This window comes from Staphylococcus capitis subsp. capitis (assembly GCF_040739495.1).
In the GTDB taxonomy this organism is placed as follows: Bacteria; Bacillota; Bacilli; order Staphylococcales; family Staphylococcaceae; genus Staphylococcus; species Staphylococcus capitis.
Genome location: NZ_CP145263.1, coordinates 2,341,414 through 2,359,669, shown reverse-complemented (window position 1 = coordinate 2,359,669; position 18,256 = coordinate 2,341,414). Strand labels below are relative to the sequence as shown.

Sequence of the window (18,256 nt, the reverse complement as noted above, 5' to 3'; positions counted from 1 at the left end):
TGAATATGAATAAAAATGGTTTTGGCAAGTTATTGTTAGAAGTTCAAAATAAAGTTAAGCGTTTAAAGAATCCATCTACAATTATTCGTACGCTTTTTACGTTAGATGGGAAAATAGATGAGTCTGTTGAAGTGAAAAGTCTCAATATAGAACAAAATGCTATTTATCAATGTTTAAACAAACATAATTCTAGAATCGTTTTTACCTCTGAGTTAGAGAATGTTGATGAAAATAGAATTTATTTCGGTATAACTGAATATGGAAGAATACTCTTGGGTGCGGATAACTTTTTTGATGATTATGCATTTGTATTAGGTTACTTCGTTGTAAATGAACAAGTAATAAAAATTATAAATGAAAAGATCAGAAAAGCGTTAGAGATAGAAGAAGAAATATACAATAAAGAAGTAAAGAACTTTTTCAAAGGTAAAAGCAAAGATGAGATTAACGAAATAATAAAATTTATTAAGTTTAATATCTATCACATGGCACCCATATTGCTTTATGTCAAAGATAAAACTTTTAGTACATTTTATAATTATAATAATTTGATAAAAGAATTCGATGGAGATACAGAGGACTTTTTATTAAATGATTTGCCCTATAAAAGTGTTAAAGAATGGGATAAAGCAGAAAAAATTTTTGTTTTTAATATGTATCTATTACTTAAATCTGGACCTCCCTCACGTGGAGAGGAAGTAAATGGTATACATTTCTCGCTGTCATTTTTAAAAGATTATTTTAATGAAAAAATCAAAGAATATAGTCATATTTTGAAAAGAGAGACGAATAGTAGTCTTAGCCTAGAAAAACAAGCGGCACGTATATATTCGTTGAGAAAAGAAATTGAAAATAGCTATTTAATCTACAGGTATATCAATGGTCTGAATTTACATAAAGAGGAAAGATATATCGATAAAAGCGAACTAGCTAAACTAAATGACGGTAGCTTAAAAACTGATTTAGAAAAATTCACTTCTATTAAATTCAAAAAAGATTATTATCATTATTTTTGCCAAATTATAGAGAAAAATATTGATAAAGAGCCATGTAAAATAATTGAAAAAATTATGGATATGATTATAAATAAAGCAATTGACCGAACTTCATCCGATATAGGTATGGCTAGAGGATTTAGAGCGCCACTCAAATTTTATGAAGCCCATCAAAAAGATAAGTTAGAAGAAATTTTTAACTGGGGACAAAATCATTATTTTTGTTGTGTTATCGCAAGTTCACTCATGAAAGATGCATTTCAAGATAATTCTAAAGTATTAGCAGGAATACTTATCGCTATAAGTAAAAGAATGGAATATAACAGTTGGCATTATACCCCGGGGAATTTTTTGAATAATCAAACAAGGATCACTCGTCATTTTTATTTTCCACCCGTTATGGCTGACATAACTATGTGGAGTGATCAGCATCATAAAGGACATGTGTTCGCTAAAGTTAGACATGCCATTCGTTGTCCGGGATTTATTGAAAATGAGGCAACAATATATAACGCATTTTTTGATTTAAGATTAATGAAGCAAAGCGGAAGTGATTATAGTAAGAATGACCTAGTCATCGCTATATATTATAAGGAAATATTGAAGTCATTATTTCAATCTTGGTTTGATATATGTAAAAAAATCAAGAAAGAAATAAGTATCAATATTTATAGTAGAGAATGGTACCAAAATAAATATACTAAAGATAAAGTGGGTGGTTAGGATATGGAAACCTTATTGTTTATAAATATAAGAAGCCATAAGGTAGAAAGAGTTCAACCTATTATAGAAGCTAAAAATTTAGGGTATCGTGTTGTCTTAATGGCAGATAAAAATCCTAAGTTAATCGGAAAATTAGTAGATGAATTAATTATTATAGATTCTTATGATATTCAAAAAACGATTAATACAGTTATTGAATACAACAAAAATATAAAAATTAGTGGTGTTTTTACTTGGTCAGATAAAGATGTAGAGCTTGTGTCATTTTTAAACAAAGAATTGGGTTTGCCTGGTATCAATCTAGAAATAGTACAAAATGTGAGAAATAAATATTTTATGAGACAAGCTATGTCGAGCGTTAAGGGGCTTTGCCCAAATTTTCAAGAGGTTAAAAGCTTGAATGATTTAAAAGAGGCAGTAGCTAATATTGGAATGCCAGGTATATTAAAACCAGTTGGTGCCTCTGGTAGCAAAGGTATTTTTAAAATTGAAAGTAAAGCACATTTGGAAGATACTTTTAATTTATTATTGGATTCTACCTCCCCAAATAAAGATAAGGTTTATAGTTACTACCCTAATCAATATATTTATGAAGAATACATTGAAGGAGAAGAGTTCTCAGTCGAAGGTGTTGTGCAAAATAAAGAAGTATTTATTGCCGGAATTACTGATAAAAGGGTAACACCTAAATTTTCTTTAGAATATATTGCATTTTTCCCTTCTGATAAGCCTGAAAAGGTGAAAGATGAAATTAAAAAGAAAACGAAATTAGCGATTCAAAGTTTAAAAATTGATCACTGTGCATTTCATTTAGAAGGTCGGTTGACGAAATCTGGTTTTAAAGTGATAGAGATTGCAGCGAGACCAGCTGGTGGCTTCATAACGTCGCATCTTATTAGACTCTCTTCGGGTCACTCATTTATCGAAAAAATCATTGATGTTGCTGTTGGAAATAATGTTAAACATAGCTGGCCAGATTATGAAAATGGTAATAAAAAATTATGCTTTTATAGTATACGTGCACCTCAAAGTGGACTGTTCAAAAAATTGCAGGTCTAGATTTTATTATGGAAATTCCCGGAGTCATTGCCGTCATACCTTTGAAAGAAGAAGGCGATGAAGTCATTATGCCACCGCAACATTTCTCTAGTTGCTTCATTGCAAATATTATTTTAGAAGGAGAAAGCACTGAAGATATTGAAAATATTATCGATGAAATCGAATCGTTTATAAAGGTTGAGATACAATGACTGTAATTATATTGTCTAGTACCGATGGAAACAAAACGCCTTACGATTTATGGTTTCCGAATGCTAAAGAAAATATTATTCTTTTTTGTCCAGTAGAAAAAGAACATACATTCATTTCACAGCATTTTTTATTAATTGAAGCATTTGAAAATTACATGGATAACGTGGAGGTTGAAACTAAAGCGATACAGCTAAGCAAAAAGTACAATATCACAAATGTATTATCCATATCGGAATTTGACGTTGTACGGAGTGCGCGGTTAAGAGAGATACTAAATTGTCCCGGTCAGTTATTGATGAGTGCGGAATCATATAGAAATAAAATATTGATGAAACAATTACTATATGATTCATCTGTAAATATTCCTAAATTTGAAAAAGTAATTTCTAAAACAAAAGTTGAAAAGTTTATTCAACAAACGAGCTATCCTGTGGTTTTAAAACCAATCTATGGTTCAGGATCCATGGATGTATATATTATTAAGAATCAACAAGATATAGACGCCTTTTTTGAAAAAATTCGAAATATAAATAATTATGAAGTCGAATAATTTATCAATGGAGAAATGTATCATGTTGATGGATTAATTCAAAATCATGAAGTCATCGTTTCTTATGTTTCTAAATACTATAAAGGCTGTTTAGAATTTCAAGAAAATCAACCTTTATCGAGTTTTATGATTGAAGAAAAAAATTCGATCAATAAAATTTTAAAAGCACAAGCTGAAAAAGTCATAGATATATTACCTAGCTTTCCAAACGGCTCATTTCATGCTGAATTTTTCGTGACTAACAGTGGCGAAGTTTATTTTTGTGAAATAGGCAGTAGAACTGGAGGCGCAGAAATAGGAAAAGTGATTCAAAATTCGACGTATATACACTTAAATAAAGAAAGTTTATATTTGCAAATGTTTGAGGAACATACAATTTCAATTCCACAAGAACCAGTTGAACGATACTCTGGTTTTGTTTTAATTCCACCTCAACGTGGCGTCTATAAAGGAATTAAGAAAAATTTAGATTTTGACTGGGTAGTAGCGACTAAAATTTTTGCTAAAAAAAATAAAACATATAACGATGCGCAATTAAGTGTTGATCATATCATATCTGTTGTGATAGAAGGCAACAGTGAAAAAGAACTTATTTCTAGAATTAATATTGTCAATGAATGGTATGAAAAAAATGTTATATGGGAACATCATCAATAGAATAAAGGAGTTTTTATTGAAAAATTTACCTGAAATCACATATATATTATTTTTAGCTACATTTCTTGAAAGATTTAGTTATTTTCTGATTATACCTTTTTTATCTATTTATTTAGCTCAAAATTATCATTTAAGTGGTTTGGAAATAGGTTTGGTAGTTTCGACATTTGCGATTACATCTCTGTTTATAAGTTTTATAGCGGCGCCTTTTATAGACAAAATCGATAAAAAAGTCATTATTTTTGTTGGTTTATTTCTATCGGCAATGAGTTTCCTATGTTTTCCTCTAATCAGTAAATGCCTATTTTTCGTTATATTTGCTTTAGTTAATAGTATTGGAAGTAGTCTTCTTTCGCCGACATATAAAACAATTTTGGCGTTATCCACTGATAAAATGTATAAGGAATTTGTATTTAATATACGCTATTATCTTGTTAACATTTCAGCTACATTAGCTCCATTGGTGTCAGTACAATTACAATTCTTAGGTGTACATATTATTTGTTACATCATTTTTATGGCTTATTGTATTAATTTCAATGCGTTTATATATGCATTTTACGTACTTAAAATAGATTTACAAAATAAAAATAATACTTTGAAAGTTGATATTAGTCGTATGTATACTACATTTCGTGATGATAGAGCATATTCATATTTAATCATTGGATTGATCCTGTTCGTGTTTGGTTATACCGTTATGACTAGCATATTACCCCAATATTTTGCTATATATTATAAAAATCTTAATGCCTCAAAGTTATTTGCGTTGTTACTTTCAGTAAATGGAATTACTGTTATCACATGTCAATTCTTCGTTTATGTCTTTAGCAAACGCGCATCCATTAAAACAGCAATGATTACGGGGGCCTTCTTATTACCTGTGAGTTTATTTGCTCTAGGGATAATTGATGATGTTATCTTAAAATGTATATCCATGGTCGTGTTTACTTTAGGCGAAATGTTGGTTTTTACAATGATGGATATACGTATTGATGCATTATCTAATGATAATTTTAAAGGGACATATTATTCGTTAGCTGGTTTGCAAAACCTGGGAGCTTTGTTAGCGCCAATCATAGGTGGTGTGTGTTTAGACATTATTCAACAAGGTTGGATAATATTCGGATTGTTATCAATCATAACCTCTTTCAGTATATTATTTTTCTATAAAAGTAATAAAATTGCATAATCATCAAAATCGGCATTGTATATTTAAATTCATAAGTGTATAAATATAGATTTTAAATGTTATATATTGTGATGATTTCAACGTCTAAGTATTCAAGTCTGTCAGTTAAGCAAAATTTATTCATTATATCTTAAAGGTTTTATAATAATAATGTAAAGAAATAATTGAGAGGAGATGAATTTCATGAGTGATTTAATTCAATTCGCGAAAAAAGTCTTCGACTTCTTAAGAAGTATTCTAGTACATGGTGGACCTAAGTTTTAAATAAATTGCCACTCCATTAAGGAGTGGCTTTGTTGTATTGAATTGTAGTATAACGTAAAAAATTAAACATTAAGATTTTTGAAATTTTCGAAAGTTTAATATATATTTGTTAAACAAACTTTAAGACTAAAATTATGGAGGGGTATATGAAGACTGTCAGTCCATTTATTTATGTAAAAGACGTAGATAAATCATTAAGTTATTATAAAGATGTATTTCAGGCAAATACTGAAATTCTGATGGGTAAAGATGGTAAAACGTATCATGCCCAATTGATTATTGGAGAGAGTACTTTTGTTCATTTCGCAGATACTTTCCATAAACATCCGATTTCTAAAAATCCTCACCTCATTATCGAATGTGATTCGCAAGAAGAATTGGAACGTGTGTATCAACGATTAGTAGATGACGGTGGTCAAATTAAAGTGAAATTAGAGAAGACGTTCTTTAATGCGTATCATGCTGAAGTTAAAGACCGCCTAAATGGTATTACATGGGTATTAAATTACTTCATTAATGGCACATTTTAAAAATTAAACAATTCGTTATAGGTTAGTTAAAAACGAGAAACGTTTTTAACTAACTTTTTTTATTTGTGCTATTGCTAAACTCATTTTCAAAAGAATAGGTTGATTCTTAAACCAACTTTCTATAAAATGTAAAACGTAATAATTACTATTTACATAAAGAGAGGTTCTATGAATGGCTAAGATACCAGTGACAGTGCTAAGTGGATATTTAGGTGCTGGAAAGACAACATTGCTTAATCATATTCTTAAAAATAGAGAGGGGCGTCGAATTGCTGTCATAGTCAATGATATGAGTGAGGTCAATATTGATAAAGACTTAATCGCTCAAGGCGGAGGGTTGTCTAGAACGGATGAAAAACTTGTTGAATTATCAAATGGGTGTATCTGTTGTACTTTAAGAGATGATTTACTTAAAGAAGTTGAACGTTTAGTTAGAAAGGGTGGTATTGACCAAATTGTCATTGAGTCTACAGGAATTTCAGAACCTGTACCGGTTGCGCAAACATTTTCCTATATAGATGAAGAATTGGGGATTGATTTAACCGCTTTATGTAGGTTAGATACTATGGTAACTGTAGTGGATGCGAATCGTTTTGTTAACGATATACAATCTGAAGATTTATTAGCTGATAGAGATGAAAGTATAGGGGATGCTGATGAACGCACAATTGCAGATTTACTGATTGACCAGGTTGAATTCTGTGATGTGATGATTATCAATAAAACTGATTTAGTAAGTAAAGAGGCATTAGGTCGTTTGGAACAGACTCTTAGAGCGTTACAACCTGAAGCAAAGATGATTAAAACAGTAAATTCAGAAGTTGATTTATCAGAAGTATTAAATACACAGTTATTTGACTTTGAGAAGGCAAGTGAGTCTGCGGGATGGATCAAAGAGCTTACAGAAGGTGGTCATGAACATCATACGCCTGAAACAGAGGAGTATGGAATTTCATCATTTGTTTATCGCAGAAAACTCCCATTTAACGCAGAACGTTTTAAAGATTGGTTCGATCATTTACCTAGCAATATCGTGAGAGCAAAGGGAATCGTTTGGTTTGCACAACATAATAGTGTAGCTTGTTTATTGTCGCAAGCAGGCTCGTCATGTGATGTTCATCCTGTAACATATTGGGTTGCTACCATGCCTGAACAAAAGCAGAAAGAAATACTTCAAGCACGTGCGGAAGTAGCTGCTGAATGGGATTTAGAATATGGGGATCGTCATACGCAATTTGTTGTTATAGGAACTGACTTAGACCAAGAGGAAATAACTAGACAGCTAGATGCTTGTTTAATAAATACTTCAGAAATTAATCAAGATTGGCGATTACTTTACGATCCTTATCAATGGAAATATGATAAAAGAATGTAGCGAGGAATTGATGCGTATCATTTACTATTCTGGGTGAACTTAGAGTCTTGAGTTTCAAGAAAATAAGTGATTGTTCCACGTGAAAAATACATTAAAAATACAGGTTATTGTAAAAGTGAATGTAATTAAGCACTCCTGCAATAACCTGTTTTAATTTATTTAATATTCTTTCTAACAAATTGACCTGCCGAACCTTTAAATGATTCGCCACCAGCCATTTCTTGTTTCGCATATTGGTCTGTTGATTTTCCATCTAAATTATATCCATATGTTCTCAAACCATAAATTTTGCTGAATTTGGAATCTAACATCGGTGAACCTGAAGCGCCTGATCTAAAAATATCTTTTGTTAGTATTTCTGAACCATTTCCAGAAAATTGTACAAAGCGTAAACGATTAAAATATGCCTTAGTATTATCATTATGTTGCCATGGATAACCTAATGAGTAAATCGTGGAGTTGAACTTCAAACTTTTAATTTCTTTGTCTGTGGCGATTCGTATAGGTTTAACATGCTTGCCCATATTTTCTTTAGTATGTACTACCGCAATATCGCTTTGAGGTACTTTAATCACCTTTGAGGCATGAAAATGATATGGGACAGACTTACCATCTCGATTCATATCGAATGAAATGTATTTAGCAGCTGCAGCTTTACCATATCTGTCATCAATGACATGGGCATTCGTAATAAATGTATGCGAACCTATCACTGTTCCTGTTCCCATTGAATCTTGTTTTCTTACTTTTGGGTCGTTGCTTCCTTTTTTCCAGCCATTCTTATTAGATACTCTACCAATTGCTTTTAATTTACTTTGTTTAGTAGTTGTGTAATGCGAGATACTAAGGTTTTTATTACTGATTTTTTTAGCTTTATTCAAAGCTGTAACATATGTTGGATACTGAAACCCGTCTCGATAATAATGATCAACTTCAGCTTTAGCTTTCTCACTGTGGTACAAACTATACGTAATAGTGGATGTTGAAATCAGTGTACCAGCAATAACAGTTTTAATGATTTGAGATATTTTCATAATTAGCTCTCCCTTTGTTAATGAAAATAATTGATCTAATTAGACGATTGCGAATAGCGTAGTGAAAATGAGTAACACAAAAAAGTTAACGAAGAATAGAGAAATATTAAGTGATTTATTATTTCTAAACATTCCTATAATGTTAACAATGATGGATATAACGAAAAATGTTGCACCTGGGAAATACCAAAAACTAAATCCACTTTCGTTATATAGATTAGTGAACATTGTTGTATAGCAAATAAACACACTAATTAGTGTGAATAAGATTGATAAGATATCTAAAATTGATAGATTTTTCATGTATGTCGTTCCTTTCGATGTCGTAGTAATAATTAAATTTTTAGCATTGAAATCATAGTTAAGAGTTAGCAAATTTCATTCTATATATTCTATTATATGTATAAATATGTTTATTACAATAGTTATTTTAATTTTTAATATAAATAAAAAAAGAAAGGGCGTTTAGATAGTGGGGAGATCTATTATTCAAGTGGTAAGTGATTCGCACATAAAAAACCACTACCTTATTAGGTAGTGGTTTGGATAAAAATTATAGACTATTTTTTGAATTTTTTAACTAAGTCTACGATAGTTTTAACGATTTCGATGATAGTTGTAACGATACCCATGTTTGTTGCCTCCCTTCACAACATTGTATGTTAGAGAATTTTTATTGAATATTCATAAGCTATGAGTAATAGCTAAATGAATCAATAAACTTATTTGTTAGTGAATTTTTCAATTAAGCCTTTGACAACTTTAACGATTTGATTGATGATATCACTCATTAAAATTACCTCCTTTGCTTAGTTGATATGTATAGTTTAACGAGAAAGTGATGTTTTGGGTGTGATATTCCCTAACTCGTTTATTAAATAGCCTAAGTGAAATTTTTAAGTCATTAAGTTACACACAATTATTCCTAGATGTAGTTAAGTAGTGTAAACCCTTACAAAACCTTTACATTCATATTTAGAGCTTGTTCTTCAGTTCACAATTTAACCTTATTTTAGGTAGATAAATTGGTGTGACAAGCCAATTTAAATTGACATTAGTATTAAAATGAATTACATTTATACTAATGTGCGCAAAAGTAACAGCTAAGTCTTACTTTAGCGATTATGGATTTCGACATCCGAATTGATGAAGAAGAAAGAGTTTTTACTTTGCTATAAATGATATATACATAGGCAGCTTATTTAAATAAAGTTAATAATAGTACATGTTTAATTGATTAACATGTTTACTCTATACATACTTGAGTTGAATTGAAGCCTACAGTAGTTATAAATTCTTTTAAACCATCATTGTATTCAATGGTGGTGAAGGGATTAACTATTGTAGGCTTTTTTATTATGGAAATTAAGTGAAATAGAAGTCATTTTTGAAAAGTGGGGGGACGTGCAATGTTAAGTATGAGCATCATTTTAATAGTATTTTTTATAACACTTGTCATTGCTATACTGAGTGGATTAGTATTTCTCATTCCATCAGTACCAATTAAATACATTAAAATACACCTTTATCTCATTGTTCTACCAATTATTGTTAGTGTTATAGGACTATTGAATGTTAGTGATAGAGAACAAATTGGGCCTTTTACAATGGATCATCTCGCGTGGTTAATGGGAAGTTTCATACTTATTTTAGATTTTATTATTCAAAAGTTCTCAGTTCGTTATTTAATAGGTGATCGTAATTATCGTAAGTATTTTCCTCTATTTACGTTAATCACATCTTTTGCATCTATTGCATGGTTGAGTGGAGATTTAAGGTTGATGGTTTTATTTTGGGGAGCGACGTTACTTTCTTTAACACTACTTATAAGAGTAAATCGTTCTTGGAAGATACCTTACGAGGCGGCTAAAGTATCTGGAAAGTCATTTGCTTTGGGATGGCTCTCATTACTTGTTGCTGTCATCTTATTATATGTGGCTACAGGAAACTGGCATATTAATGTCACTTTAGCAAACGATGACGTAATAACTAGTGGTATGAGATTCATCATTGATATGCTCATCGTTTTAGCAGTAGTCGTACCTGCTGCTCAATTTCCATTCCAAAGTTGGTTAATTGAATCAGTAGCTGCACCTACGCCTGTTTCTGCAATTATGCACGCGGGCATTGTGAATGCGGGAGGCATAATACTAACACGGTTTTCACCTGTCTTTAATGACCCATTAGCAATTACTATCTTGTTAATTATCGCAAGTATTTCTGTATTACTAGGGTCTGGCATCAGCTTGGTACATGTGGATTATAAAAGACAATTAGTTGGTTCTACGATGAGCCAAATGGGCTTTATGCTTGTTCAATGTGCCTTAGGAGTTTACTCAGCAGCGATTATTCATTTAATTTTACATGGTGTATTTAAAGCAACGCTATTCTTACAATCAGGTTCGGTTGTGAAACGATTTAATATACCAACACCACCTAGCGCTAAGCGTTCTTATAGTTGGGTAGTATTAGGTCGTTGCTTAGCAATTATTATTGCTATTTTATTTTGGTTAGGTAGTGACCGCAGTGCATATGAAATTTTAAGTGCTTTAATATTGGCGTGGTCGCTAATGGTATCATGGAATCAAATGGTGGCATTTAGTAGAGGACTAATCGGTAGAGTGATAGGTATTATAATGATTGTTATTGTTGCTCTTGTTTATATTGTTACACATCATTATTTCTACAATACATTAAGTCATGTTTATATGAATGTTGCTCATCCACCATTAATGAGTGTGATCATTGGTATTTTAATTTTAGTGTTTGGAAGCGTTCTTAGTATTTGGGTTGCACGTCAGAGAGATTCAAAAGCGTTTGCTGTTTTGTATTTGTGGCTGGTTAAATTAGGTGAAGCCAAGACGAAATCAATCGAAAGTCACCCAACTTATCTGAAGAAATACTTATAAAAGAGGAGAGAAAGGTTATGACTCAATATCAACAAGATATGAATGAATTGGTATCACGTGCAAAACGTGTCATTACACCCTTATCACCTATTTCTATATTTGCTGCACGCAATCCATGGGAAAGTTTAGAAGATCGTACCTTTGATCAAGTTGCAAAGTGGATTAGAGAGGTAAGAGATATTGATATGTATCCTAACCATGCTTCTATTCATGCAGGAATTAAAAATGGAGAGATTGATAAGAAGGTGTTTGAAGACGTTCTTCAAGAAGATATAAACGCTTTTGATACGCCTCTCTCTGAAAATGAAGTTCACGCATATATGGATAATGCTAAACATTTATCTCACATTGATGAGGAATATTTTAATGAAAATGATCAAACAAAATTAGAAGAATGGGTGAAAGATCATTTTAAAGATTCTGTGAGTCAAACACGTGTTAGAGCTAAGAGTGCTGACCGTCTTAGTTCAAAAGGTGAAAAACTTATCGATATTTTAGACGCACACATGATTAAATGGTCAAAATTATATTTAGACGATTTTCAATCAAGTTGGACAATGCCACAACGTGATAAAGGTTTTTATACAGCATGGTTACATTTGGCGCAACACGATCCAATGTTACAGAAAGAACAACGTCAAAAAATTAAAATGCTATCTCATGACGTCAATGAAGCGATTTATCAAGCTTTTAAATATTTGAACATTAAGGAAGAAAACCAGCAAGCATATGTAGAAAGTCATTTATTATCATTACCTGGTTGGGCTGGAATGATGTATTACCGTGCAGAAAAAAATGAATTTGAAAAAGACTTACTTACTGAATATGTAGCTATACGCTTGTCTATGGAAGCATTGCTGATTAATAGTCAATTTGATACCTCTAATGGACTGCCTTTTCATATAAAAAAAGGTTTGGAGCAAATTCATACGTTACTTTATCACAGCAACATGTCTGTAAGTGAATGGTTAGAGTTACCGGAGTCTAAACAGAGTGATTATTTAAAATTAGTAGAAACTTTTAGTCCGGCATATTTCCAGAAACTGTGGCTTTATGCGTGGGAAGAAACGCATGAAAATGAATTAGTTGAAAAAATATATGATTCACCACGTAAGATACATGATAAACAAAGAACACAAGTACAACTAGCATTCTGTATTGATGTACGTTCTGAACCGTTTAGACGTCATTTAGAGAGTGAAGGTCCTTTTGAAACGATAGGTATAGCAGGATTCTTTGGTTTACCTATTCAAAAAGAAGTGCTAGATGAGCAATTTACGCATAATTCATTACCGGTCATGGTAGAACCTGCATATAAAATTAAAGAATATGCTGATCGACAAGAGTTAAATATGTATAATCAACAACAACGTTCTGTAACTTCGATGTTTTATACATTTAAACTAATGAAGCATAATGTATTACCTAGTCTATTATTACCCGAACTAAGTGGGCCATTTCTCAGTATTAATACTATTGCTAATACCATTTTACCGAAGAAAGCACATCAATTTGTGAATCGTCTTACTAAAAAATGGCTTCGTAAACCTGATGCCAAATTAACAATTGAAAGAGAACACGGTCAATACTCTGAATTACCGATAGGGTTTACTGAGGAAGAGCAAGTTCAATTTTCTAAAAATGCTTTACAATTAATGGATTTAACAAAAGACTTTGCACCACTTGTAGTTTTAGGCGGTCATGGTAGTGAGTCTCATAATAATCCTTATCATGCCACATTAGAGTGTGGCGCTTGTGGGGGGGCATCGAGCGGATTTAACGCTAAATTATTAGCTACCATGTGTAATATGCCATCTGTAAGAGAAGGGTTAGCCCAAGAAGGAATTCACATTCCTGAGGACACTGTTTTTATAGCTGCAGAACATAAAACATCAGTAGATCATTTAGAGTACATTTACATGCCACACTTAAGTGAAGCCGCACAACATGCTTTTGATCAATTAGAAGCAGCAATGCCTGAGGTAAGCTATAAAGCTAATTTAGAACGTCTAGGTGAATTACCGACGAGTATTGATGAACATCACAAGGATCCTATTGGTGAAGCGCATCGTTATGCAAGTGATTGGAGTGAAGTTCGACCTGAATGGGGATTAGCTAAAAATGCAGAATTTATAATTGGCAAACGTGAAATTACTGAGAATAGTGATCTAGAGGGGCGAGCATTCTTACACAATTACGATTGGGCGAAAGATAAAGATGGCCAAATTTTAAACACGATTATCTCGGGCCCTGCCCTTGTTGCTCAATGGATTAACTTACAATATTATGCGTCTACAGTGGCACCACACTTTTATGGTAGTGGTAATAAAACGACACAATCTGTGACTTCAGGTGTAGGTGTGATGCAAGGGAACTCAAGTGATTTAATGTACGGTCTGCCGTGGCAATCAGTAATGGCAGGAGATAATGAAATGTATCATTCGCCAATACGCCTCCTTGTAGTTATCCAAGCGCCTGATGCGCATATTCAACGCCTGCTAAATGAAAATGATCATTTTCGTCGTAAAGTTGATCATCGTTGGGTCAGACTTGCTAGTATTGATGAAAATAATAGCTGGAAAGATTGGTAATTGTTAATTAGTGTGATAAAGAATTGTGATCTAAATTAACGCGATTTCGGAAATATCTAGATTAATGTTAAACTATAGTTAATCAAGATATAGGAGTAGTCTAGTTATGAAAAAGACTAAAGGTATTTATGAATCCGAAATTAGTAAAGCTATTACGCAATGGGAAAAGGACTTTCTAGGTAGAGGGTCATTATCTGTAAAAACTGACATATTACGCGATATGATAATTGTTAATTTACAAGGTATATTAACACCTGCTGAATACCGTGTATGTAAGACGAACGAAGGCTTATTAAATATTAAGCGTACACGTTCAGAACTTGTCGAATCAGGAGAAGATGATTTAAATGCGATTATTTATGATTTGACAGGCGTAAAAGTTGTGACATTTCATAGTGATTTAAGCACAGTTACTGGTGAGCGCGTGATTGTTTTTAAATTAGAAGATAATTTTGAAAAAAGAATAAATCAATAAACGGAATGAAGACAGTACTATCGAAGAGATAGTGCTGTTTTTTATTTTAGATGAAATAAATCATTGACGTATACAACTAAACGATAGATGATTCCCATTAAATTAGGAATAATAACCATTGTGGCGATTAACTTTTCAGATTTAAATGCAATTAAACATAAAATAATAGGGATTATATAAAGTATAAATAACCATAATAATAACGTGTCAAAGTTGGGATGGAATGGTATAAAAAAGCGTATAAGTGTAATAATGAGAGCAATGTAAATGAGTATTCGCTTATCCTTCAAAATATTCCTTCCTAACATATATAAAATAGATAAAACTTATTATACATTAATATTCATGTAATAAGTATAAAATCTTAATGATAAATGATAGCTTAGTGCATAAATTAATACAAGAGATTGTTTAAAAAAGTAATTGATTAGAATTTGAGGTAGAATGAGAAATAATAAATCATTTAGCAAGTGAATTTGTGGTTAAAGTGAGGCGTATTCAATGAGAGTAAATCAATTTAATCAGCCTATAGGGGATGAAGTATCTCATAATTATCAATTCCAATTTCCTAAAAAAGAACAATTAGACGGAAGGTATAGTTCATTAGTTAAATTAAATGAATCTCATATTGACGATTTGTTTCAAGTTTTAGGTAAGGAAGATAGTCGGCCTAGTTGGACATATTTATTTGAGAATCCAATTCTACACAAAGAGGAATTTAATAAGTACATCCAACGTTTAATACACAAGGAGTACTCAGTATTTTACGCAATTATCGATCGCAACCAGCAACGTGCATTAGGCTATGTCTCACTAATGAGGATAAATCAAAATCATGGCTCAATTGAGATAGGTAATGTACATTATTCTAATCAGTTAAAACGTACAAGAGTTGCTACTGAAATCCAATTTTTATTAGCACAATATGTCTTTGAAGATTTAGGTTATCGGAGATATGAATGGAAATGTGATCATTTGAATGAGCCTTCTAAAAAAGCTGCACAACGCTTAGGATTTACCTTTGAAGGTGTGTTTAGACAGGCAGTTATTTATAAAAATAGAAATCGTGATACTGCATGGTTTTCTATGGTAGATAAAGAGTGGCCTCAAATAAAAAAGAGATATGAAATTTGGCTAAAACCTCAAAATTTTGATGAAAAAGGCAATCAAGTTAATAAGTTATAAAAAGTTAGTTTTAAGAAGAACAAGAATATGATTTATCTTCTATCACAACTAAGAGAAATAGGTGTTTAAATGAAGATTGAAAGGTTGAATTTAATAAAAGTAACAATTCCTTTGCTTATCATGTTGCTTATTATTTTTAGTTTTATGATGTATGGTGTAATGACAAACTGTCACTTACTCAAAGTTATAGATAAATCATCTTTAGAGTGGTTTACACAATGCTTTGGTCATCCATCAAGAGTATATGAAGGTGATATTTTAAATTTATATATGACTTTTTGTGCTACAGTTGGCGATGTAAGTACCGTTCTTAAATTAGCATCAATAGTCGTTATATGTTTGTTTATTTTCAAAAATAAACATCAAGCGATATGGGTATTATTATTAATGACTACAGGTACATGGATTAATTATCTTATTAAGCAAACTGTGGAAAGACAGCGTCCATATAGTCATTTAGCTATTGTTTCTGGATGGTCCTTTCCTAGTGGTCACTCTAATGCGAGTACCTTACTCTTTTTAGTGATTATGCTTACAATTGTACCTGTTATAAAAGTAAAAGTGATTCGAATCATTATTATTATTGTGACAAGCATAATCTGGATAAGCATTTTGTTTTGCAGATTATATTTTCATGCACACTATCTCACTGATGTTATTGGCGGTGGAACATTAGCAGTTGTATGGGTATTACTATTTATAATGGCTTACCCTTTGTTTACTTTACGGAATAATAAGAAAAACTAGAGTGATATAAGGAGTTTAGATAATATGGGAAATGATAAAGCACTTGTACTAGGCGGTGGTGGAATCACAGGAATGGCATGGGAAGCAGGTGTTCTAGCAGGATTAATTGAAAATGATATAAATGTATCTAGTGCCGATGCGATTATTGGGACATCAGCTGGTTCATTTATTGGTGCTATATTAGCAAATCAAGTGGATATGAAATCCTATTATTTAGAATTACCATCTCAAATTAGTTCGAATGATAGAGGTTCATTAAATTCGGATTTATATCGTCTTTGGCAAAATGCATTTGTTGTAGGCAAAGATGATCCAATTAAAGTAGGTCAAATGCTTGGAGATATTGTTTATACGCATCCATCTAAAATGCCATTAAACCAACGTATGCATGCAGTCCGTCAGCGCTTAGGTAATGTGGATTGGACAGGTAATCTTTTTATAACCGCTATTAATGCCAAATCTGGACAGCTAGCCACTTTCAATAAAGAGAGCAACATACCGTTAGAAGAAGCGGTAGCAGCAAGTGGTGCTGTACCAGGTTTATGGCCTCATATACGCCTATTAAATCAAGATTGGATTGATGGAGGAATGACTTCTCCAGCAAATGCAATGGTAGCTAAAGATTTTAAAAATATCATTATCATAGCCCCGCTAGCTGATGGTTATGGAAATCTACCTAGTGTAAACGATGATGCAAATAAATTAAATAAAAATAGTAATGTAATTACTGTCACACCAAATAATGATAGTCAAAAAGCTATTGGTGAGAACATTTATAGTCCTGATAATTTAATTAATATTGGACATGCTGGTTATGAGCAGGGCATATCAATAGCTGAAGAAATCAAACAACATCATCATGTATGGATGTCATAGATAATCATCATCCATTTGTTAAAATAAATAGAATAGCTCAGTAATAATGTATTTTTAAATGATACAGTCTATCTGTATCATGCGAGCCGTCTAAAATTGAGAAAACGTAATTATATTAGGAGTGACATTAAGAAATGAAGATTAAAGCACCTCAACCAATTTATTTAAAGGGAAATCGTGACCAAGCGATTCTCTTATTACACTCTTTTACAGGTACAGTGCGCGACGTCAAGCACTTAGCGACAACTTTAAATGACCAAGGTTTTACCTGTTATGTGCCAAACTATCCAGGTCATGGTTTACCATTAGATCAATTTACACAATTTAATATTAATGATTGGTGGAATGAAGTTAAAGATGCCTATCACTTCTTAGAGGACGAAGGTTATCAACATATCTATGCTACAGGTGTTTCTTTAGGAGGATTGTTTACGCTTAAGCTAGCTGAGCAATTTGATTTAGAGCGAATAGCTGTCATGTCAGCACCTCATAAAAAAGGTGAGAGTGGTATTGCTAAAAGACTTGAAACTTACGGGCGAAGAATGAATCAAATTTTAAACTTCGATGACGCAGAAAGCTTTGATCAATTGGAAAATATTCAAAAGTATAATAAACAAATTGAGGTTTTTCAAAATGCCATTGATGATATCATGTCTCATCTTGATAGAATTACAATTCCAGCTAAGGTAATGTATGGCGAGCAAGATGATAAGGCGTATTCCCATAGTGCGCAATTTATTTTTGACCATATTGCTAGTGAGGATAAAGAATTGAATTCTTTTGAAAGAAGCGGTCATTTAATGACATATGGAGAGGGCCGAGAAGCATTAGAGCAAGCTATTGTTGAATTTTTTAACGATAACGAGTAAGAGCTATAAAATATTAAAGGAGACTAATAGTTT

General features: G+C 32.0%; 20 protein-coding genes. 15 read left to right on the top strand and 5 right to left on the bottom strand.

Annotation, left to right across the window (positions count from 1 at the left end; all coding sequences use genetic code 11):
* Nucleotides 1-5 precede the first annotated feature (5 nt).
* The 8 genes from V6C74_RS11785 (at nucleotide 6) to V6C74_RS11750 (ending at nucleotide 7,537) form a co-directional block, all read left to right on the top strand.
* The gene (locus V6C74_RS11785) at nucleotides 6-1,718 is read left to right on the top strand and encodes a hypothetical protein (RefSeq protein ID WP_029625732.1); all 1,713 of its coding nucleotides are present in this window, start codon (nucleotides 6-8) and stop codon (nucleotides 1,716-1,718) included.
* A 3-nt stretch (nucleotides 1,719-1,721) separates the two neighbouring features.
* Entirely contained in the window at nucleotides 1,722-2,777 is a 1,056-nt protein-coding gene (locus V6C74_RS11780; protein WP_229716973.1) for an ATP-grasp domain-containing protein, read from the top strand.
* Nucleotides 2,778-2,785: 8 nt separating this feature from the next.
* Entirely contained in the window at nucleotides 2,786-2,968 is a 183-nt protein-coding gene (locus tag V6C74_RS11775; protein WP_229716975.1) for a hypothetical protein, read from the top strand.
* Nucleotides 2,965-3,519 (top strand): acetyl-CoA carboxylase biotin carboxylase subunit family protein, encoded by a 555-nt coding sequence (locus V6C74_RS11770; RefSeq protein ID WP_367141512.1) that lies wholly within the window; start codon nucleotides 2,965-2,967, stop codon nucleotides 3,517-3,519. The genes V6C74_RS11775 and V6C74_RS11770 overlap by 4 nt, the downstream gene beginning before the upstream one ends.
* Before the next feature lie 15 nt (nucleotides 3,520-3,534).
* Nucleotides 3,535-4,176 (top strand): hypothetical protein, encoded by a 642-nt coding sequence (locus V6C74_RS11765; RefSeq protein ID WP_016898394.1) that lies wholly within the window; start codon nucleotides 3,535-3,537, stop codon nucleotides 4,174-4,176.
* Between the two features lie 16 nt (nucleotides 4,177-4,192).
* On the top strand, nucleotides 4,193-5,368 hold the full coding sequence (locus V6C74_RS11760) for an MFS transporter (protein ID WP_029625731.1): 1,176 nt from the start codon (nucleotides 4,193-4,195) through the stop codon (nucleotides 5,366-5,368).
* A 410-nt stretch (nucleotides 5,369-5,778) separates the two neighbouring features.
* The gene (locus tag V6C74_RS11755; protein WP_002454466.1) at nucleotides 5,779-6,162 is read left to right on the top strand and encodes a VOC family protein; all 384 of its coding nucleotides are present in this window, start codon (nucleotides 5,779-5,781) and stop codon (nucleotides 6,160-6,162) included.
* Between the two features lie 172 nt (nucleotides 6,163-6,334).
* Nucleotides 6,335-7,537: a GTP-binding protein gene (locus V6C74_RS11750; RefSeq protein ID WP_002454467.1), complete on the top strand. Its 1,203-nt coding sequence runs from the start codon at nucleotides 6,335-6,337 to the stop codon at nucleotides 7,535-7,537.
* A 155-nt stretch (nucleotides 7,538-7,692) separates the two neighbouring features.
* Here V6C74_RS11750 and V6C74_RS11745 read toward each other — a convergent pair whose 3' ends face one another.
* From V6C74_RS11745 to V6C74_RS11730, 4 genes are all read right to left on the bottom strand, one after another.
* A complete protein-coding gene (locus V6C74_RS11745; protein ID WP_002454468.1) occupies nucleotides 7,693-8,571 on the bottom strand; it encodes a serine protease in 879 nt (292 codons plus the stop codon).
* A gap of 39 nt (nucleotides 8,572-8,610) precedes the next feature.
* A complete protein-coding gene (locus V6C74_RS11740) occupies nucleotides 8,611-8,874 on the bottom strand; it encodes a hypothetical protein (RefSeq protein WP_002454469.1) in 264 nt (87 codons plus the stop codon).
* 257 nt (nucleotides 8,875-9,131) lie between these two features.
* Nucleotides 9,132-9,203, bottom strand: coding sequence for a PSM-delta family phenol-soluble modulin (locus V6C74_RS11735; RefSeq protein ID WP_095323428.1), 72 nt, complete (start codon nucleotides 9,201-9,203; stop codon nucleotides 9,132-9,134).
* 90 nt (nucleotides 9,204-9,293) lie between these two features.
* Nucleotides 9,294-9,362, bottom strand: a complete 69-nt coding sequence (locus V6C74_RS11730; protein WP_098905584.1) for an alpha-1/alpha-2 family phenol-soluble modulin — start codon at nucleotides 9,360-9,362, stop codon at nucleotides 9,294-9,296.
* Nucleotides 9,363-9,980: 618 nt separating this feature from the next.
* Here V6C74_RS11730 and V6C74_RS11725 point away from each other — a divergent pair.
* The 3 genes from V6C74_RS11725 to V6C74_RS11715 all read left to right on the top strand — a co-directional run bounded on the left by V6C74_RS11725 (nucleotide 9,981) and on the right by V6C74_RS11715 (nucleotide 14,546).
* Nucleotides 9,981-11,480 (top strand): NADH dehydrogenase subunit 5, encoded by a 1,500-nt coding sequence (locus V6C74_RS11725; protein ID WP_002454470.1) that lies wholly within the window; start codon nucleotides 9,981-9,983, stop codon nucleotides 11,478-11,480.
* Nucleotides 11,481-11,497: 17 nt separating this feature from the next.
* On the top strand, nucleotides 11,498-14,071 hold the full coding sequence (locus V6C74_RS11720) for a DUF2309 domain-containing protein (RefSeq protein WP_016898392.1): 2,574 nt from the start codon (nucleotides 11,498-11,500) through the stop codon (nucleotides 14,069-14,071).
* Nucleotides 14,072-14,177: 106 nt separating this feature from the next.
* Nucleotides 14,178-14,546 (top strand): DUF2294 domain-containing protein, encoded by a 369-nt coding sequence (locus V6C74_RS11715; RefSeq protein WP_002434441.1) that lies wholly within the window; start codon nucleotides 14,178-14,180, stop codon nucleotides 14,544-14,546.
* A gap of 41 nt (nucleotides 14,547-14,587) precedes the next feature.
* Here the strand turns inward: V6C74_RS11715 and V6C74_RS11710 are convergent, their stop codons facing one another.
* Nucleotides 14,588-14,836 (bottom strand): hypothetical protein, encoded by a 249-nt coding sequence (locus tag V6C74_RS11710; RefSeq protein WP_095325824.1) that lies wholly within the window; start codon nucleotides 14,834-14,836, stop codon nucleotides 14,588-14,590.
* Nucleotides 14,837-15,047: 211 nt separating this feature from the next.
* On the opposite strand from V6C74_RS11710, the gene V6C74_RS11705 reads away from it, so the two are divergent.
* From V6C74_RS11705 to V6C74_RS11690, 4 genes are all read left to right on the top strand, one after another.
* Nucleotides 15,048-15,731: a GNAT family protein gene (locus V6C74_RS11705; RefSeq protein ID WP_016898391.1), complete on the top strand. Its 684-nt coding sequence runs from the start codon at nucleotides 15,048-15,050 to the stop codon at nucleotides 15,729-15,731.
* A gap of 69 nt (nucleotides 15,732-15,800) precedes the next feature.
* On the top strand, nucleotides 15,801-16,478 hold the full coding sequence (locus V6C74_RS11700; RefSeq protein ID WP_367141511.1) for a phosphatase PAP2 family protein: 678 nt from the start codon (nucleotides 15,801-15,803) through the stop codon (nucleotides 16,476-16,478).
* 24 nt (nucleotides 16,479-16,502) lie between these two features.
* Nucleotides 16,503-17,354 carry a patatin-like phospholipase family protein gene (locus tag V6C74_RS11695; RefSeq protein ID WP_016898390.1) on the top strand — a complete coding sequence of 284 codons (852 nt, stop codon included), beginning with the start codon at nucleotides 16,503-16,505 and terminating at the stop codon, nucleotides 17,352-17,354.
* Between the two features lie 134 nt (nucleotides 17,355-17,488).
* Nucleotides 17,489-18,223, top strand: a complete 735-nt coding sequence (locus tag V6C74_RS11690; protein ID WP_002454476.1) for an alpha/beta fold hydrolase — start codon at nucleotides 17,489-17,491, stop codon at nucleotides 18,221-18,223.
* The last annotated feature ends 33 nt before the right edge of the window (nucleotides 18,224-18,256 follow it).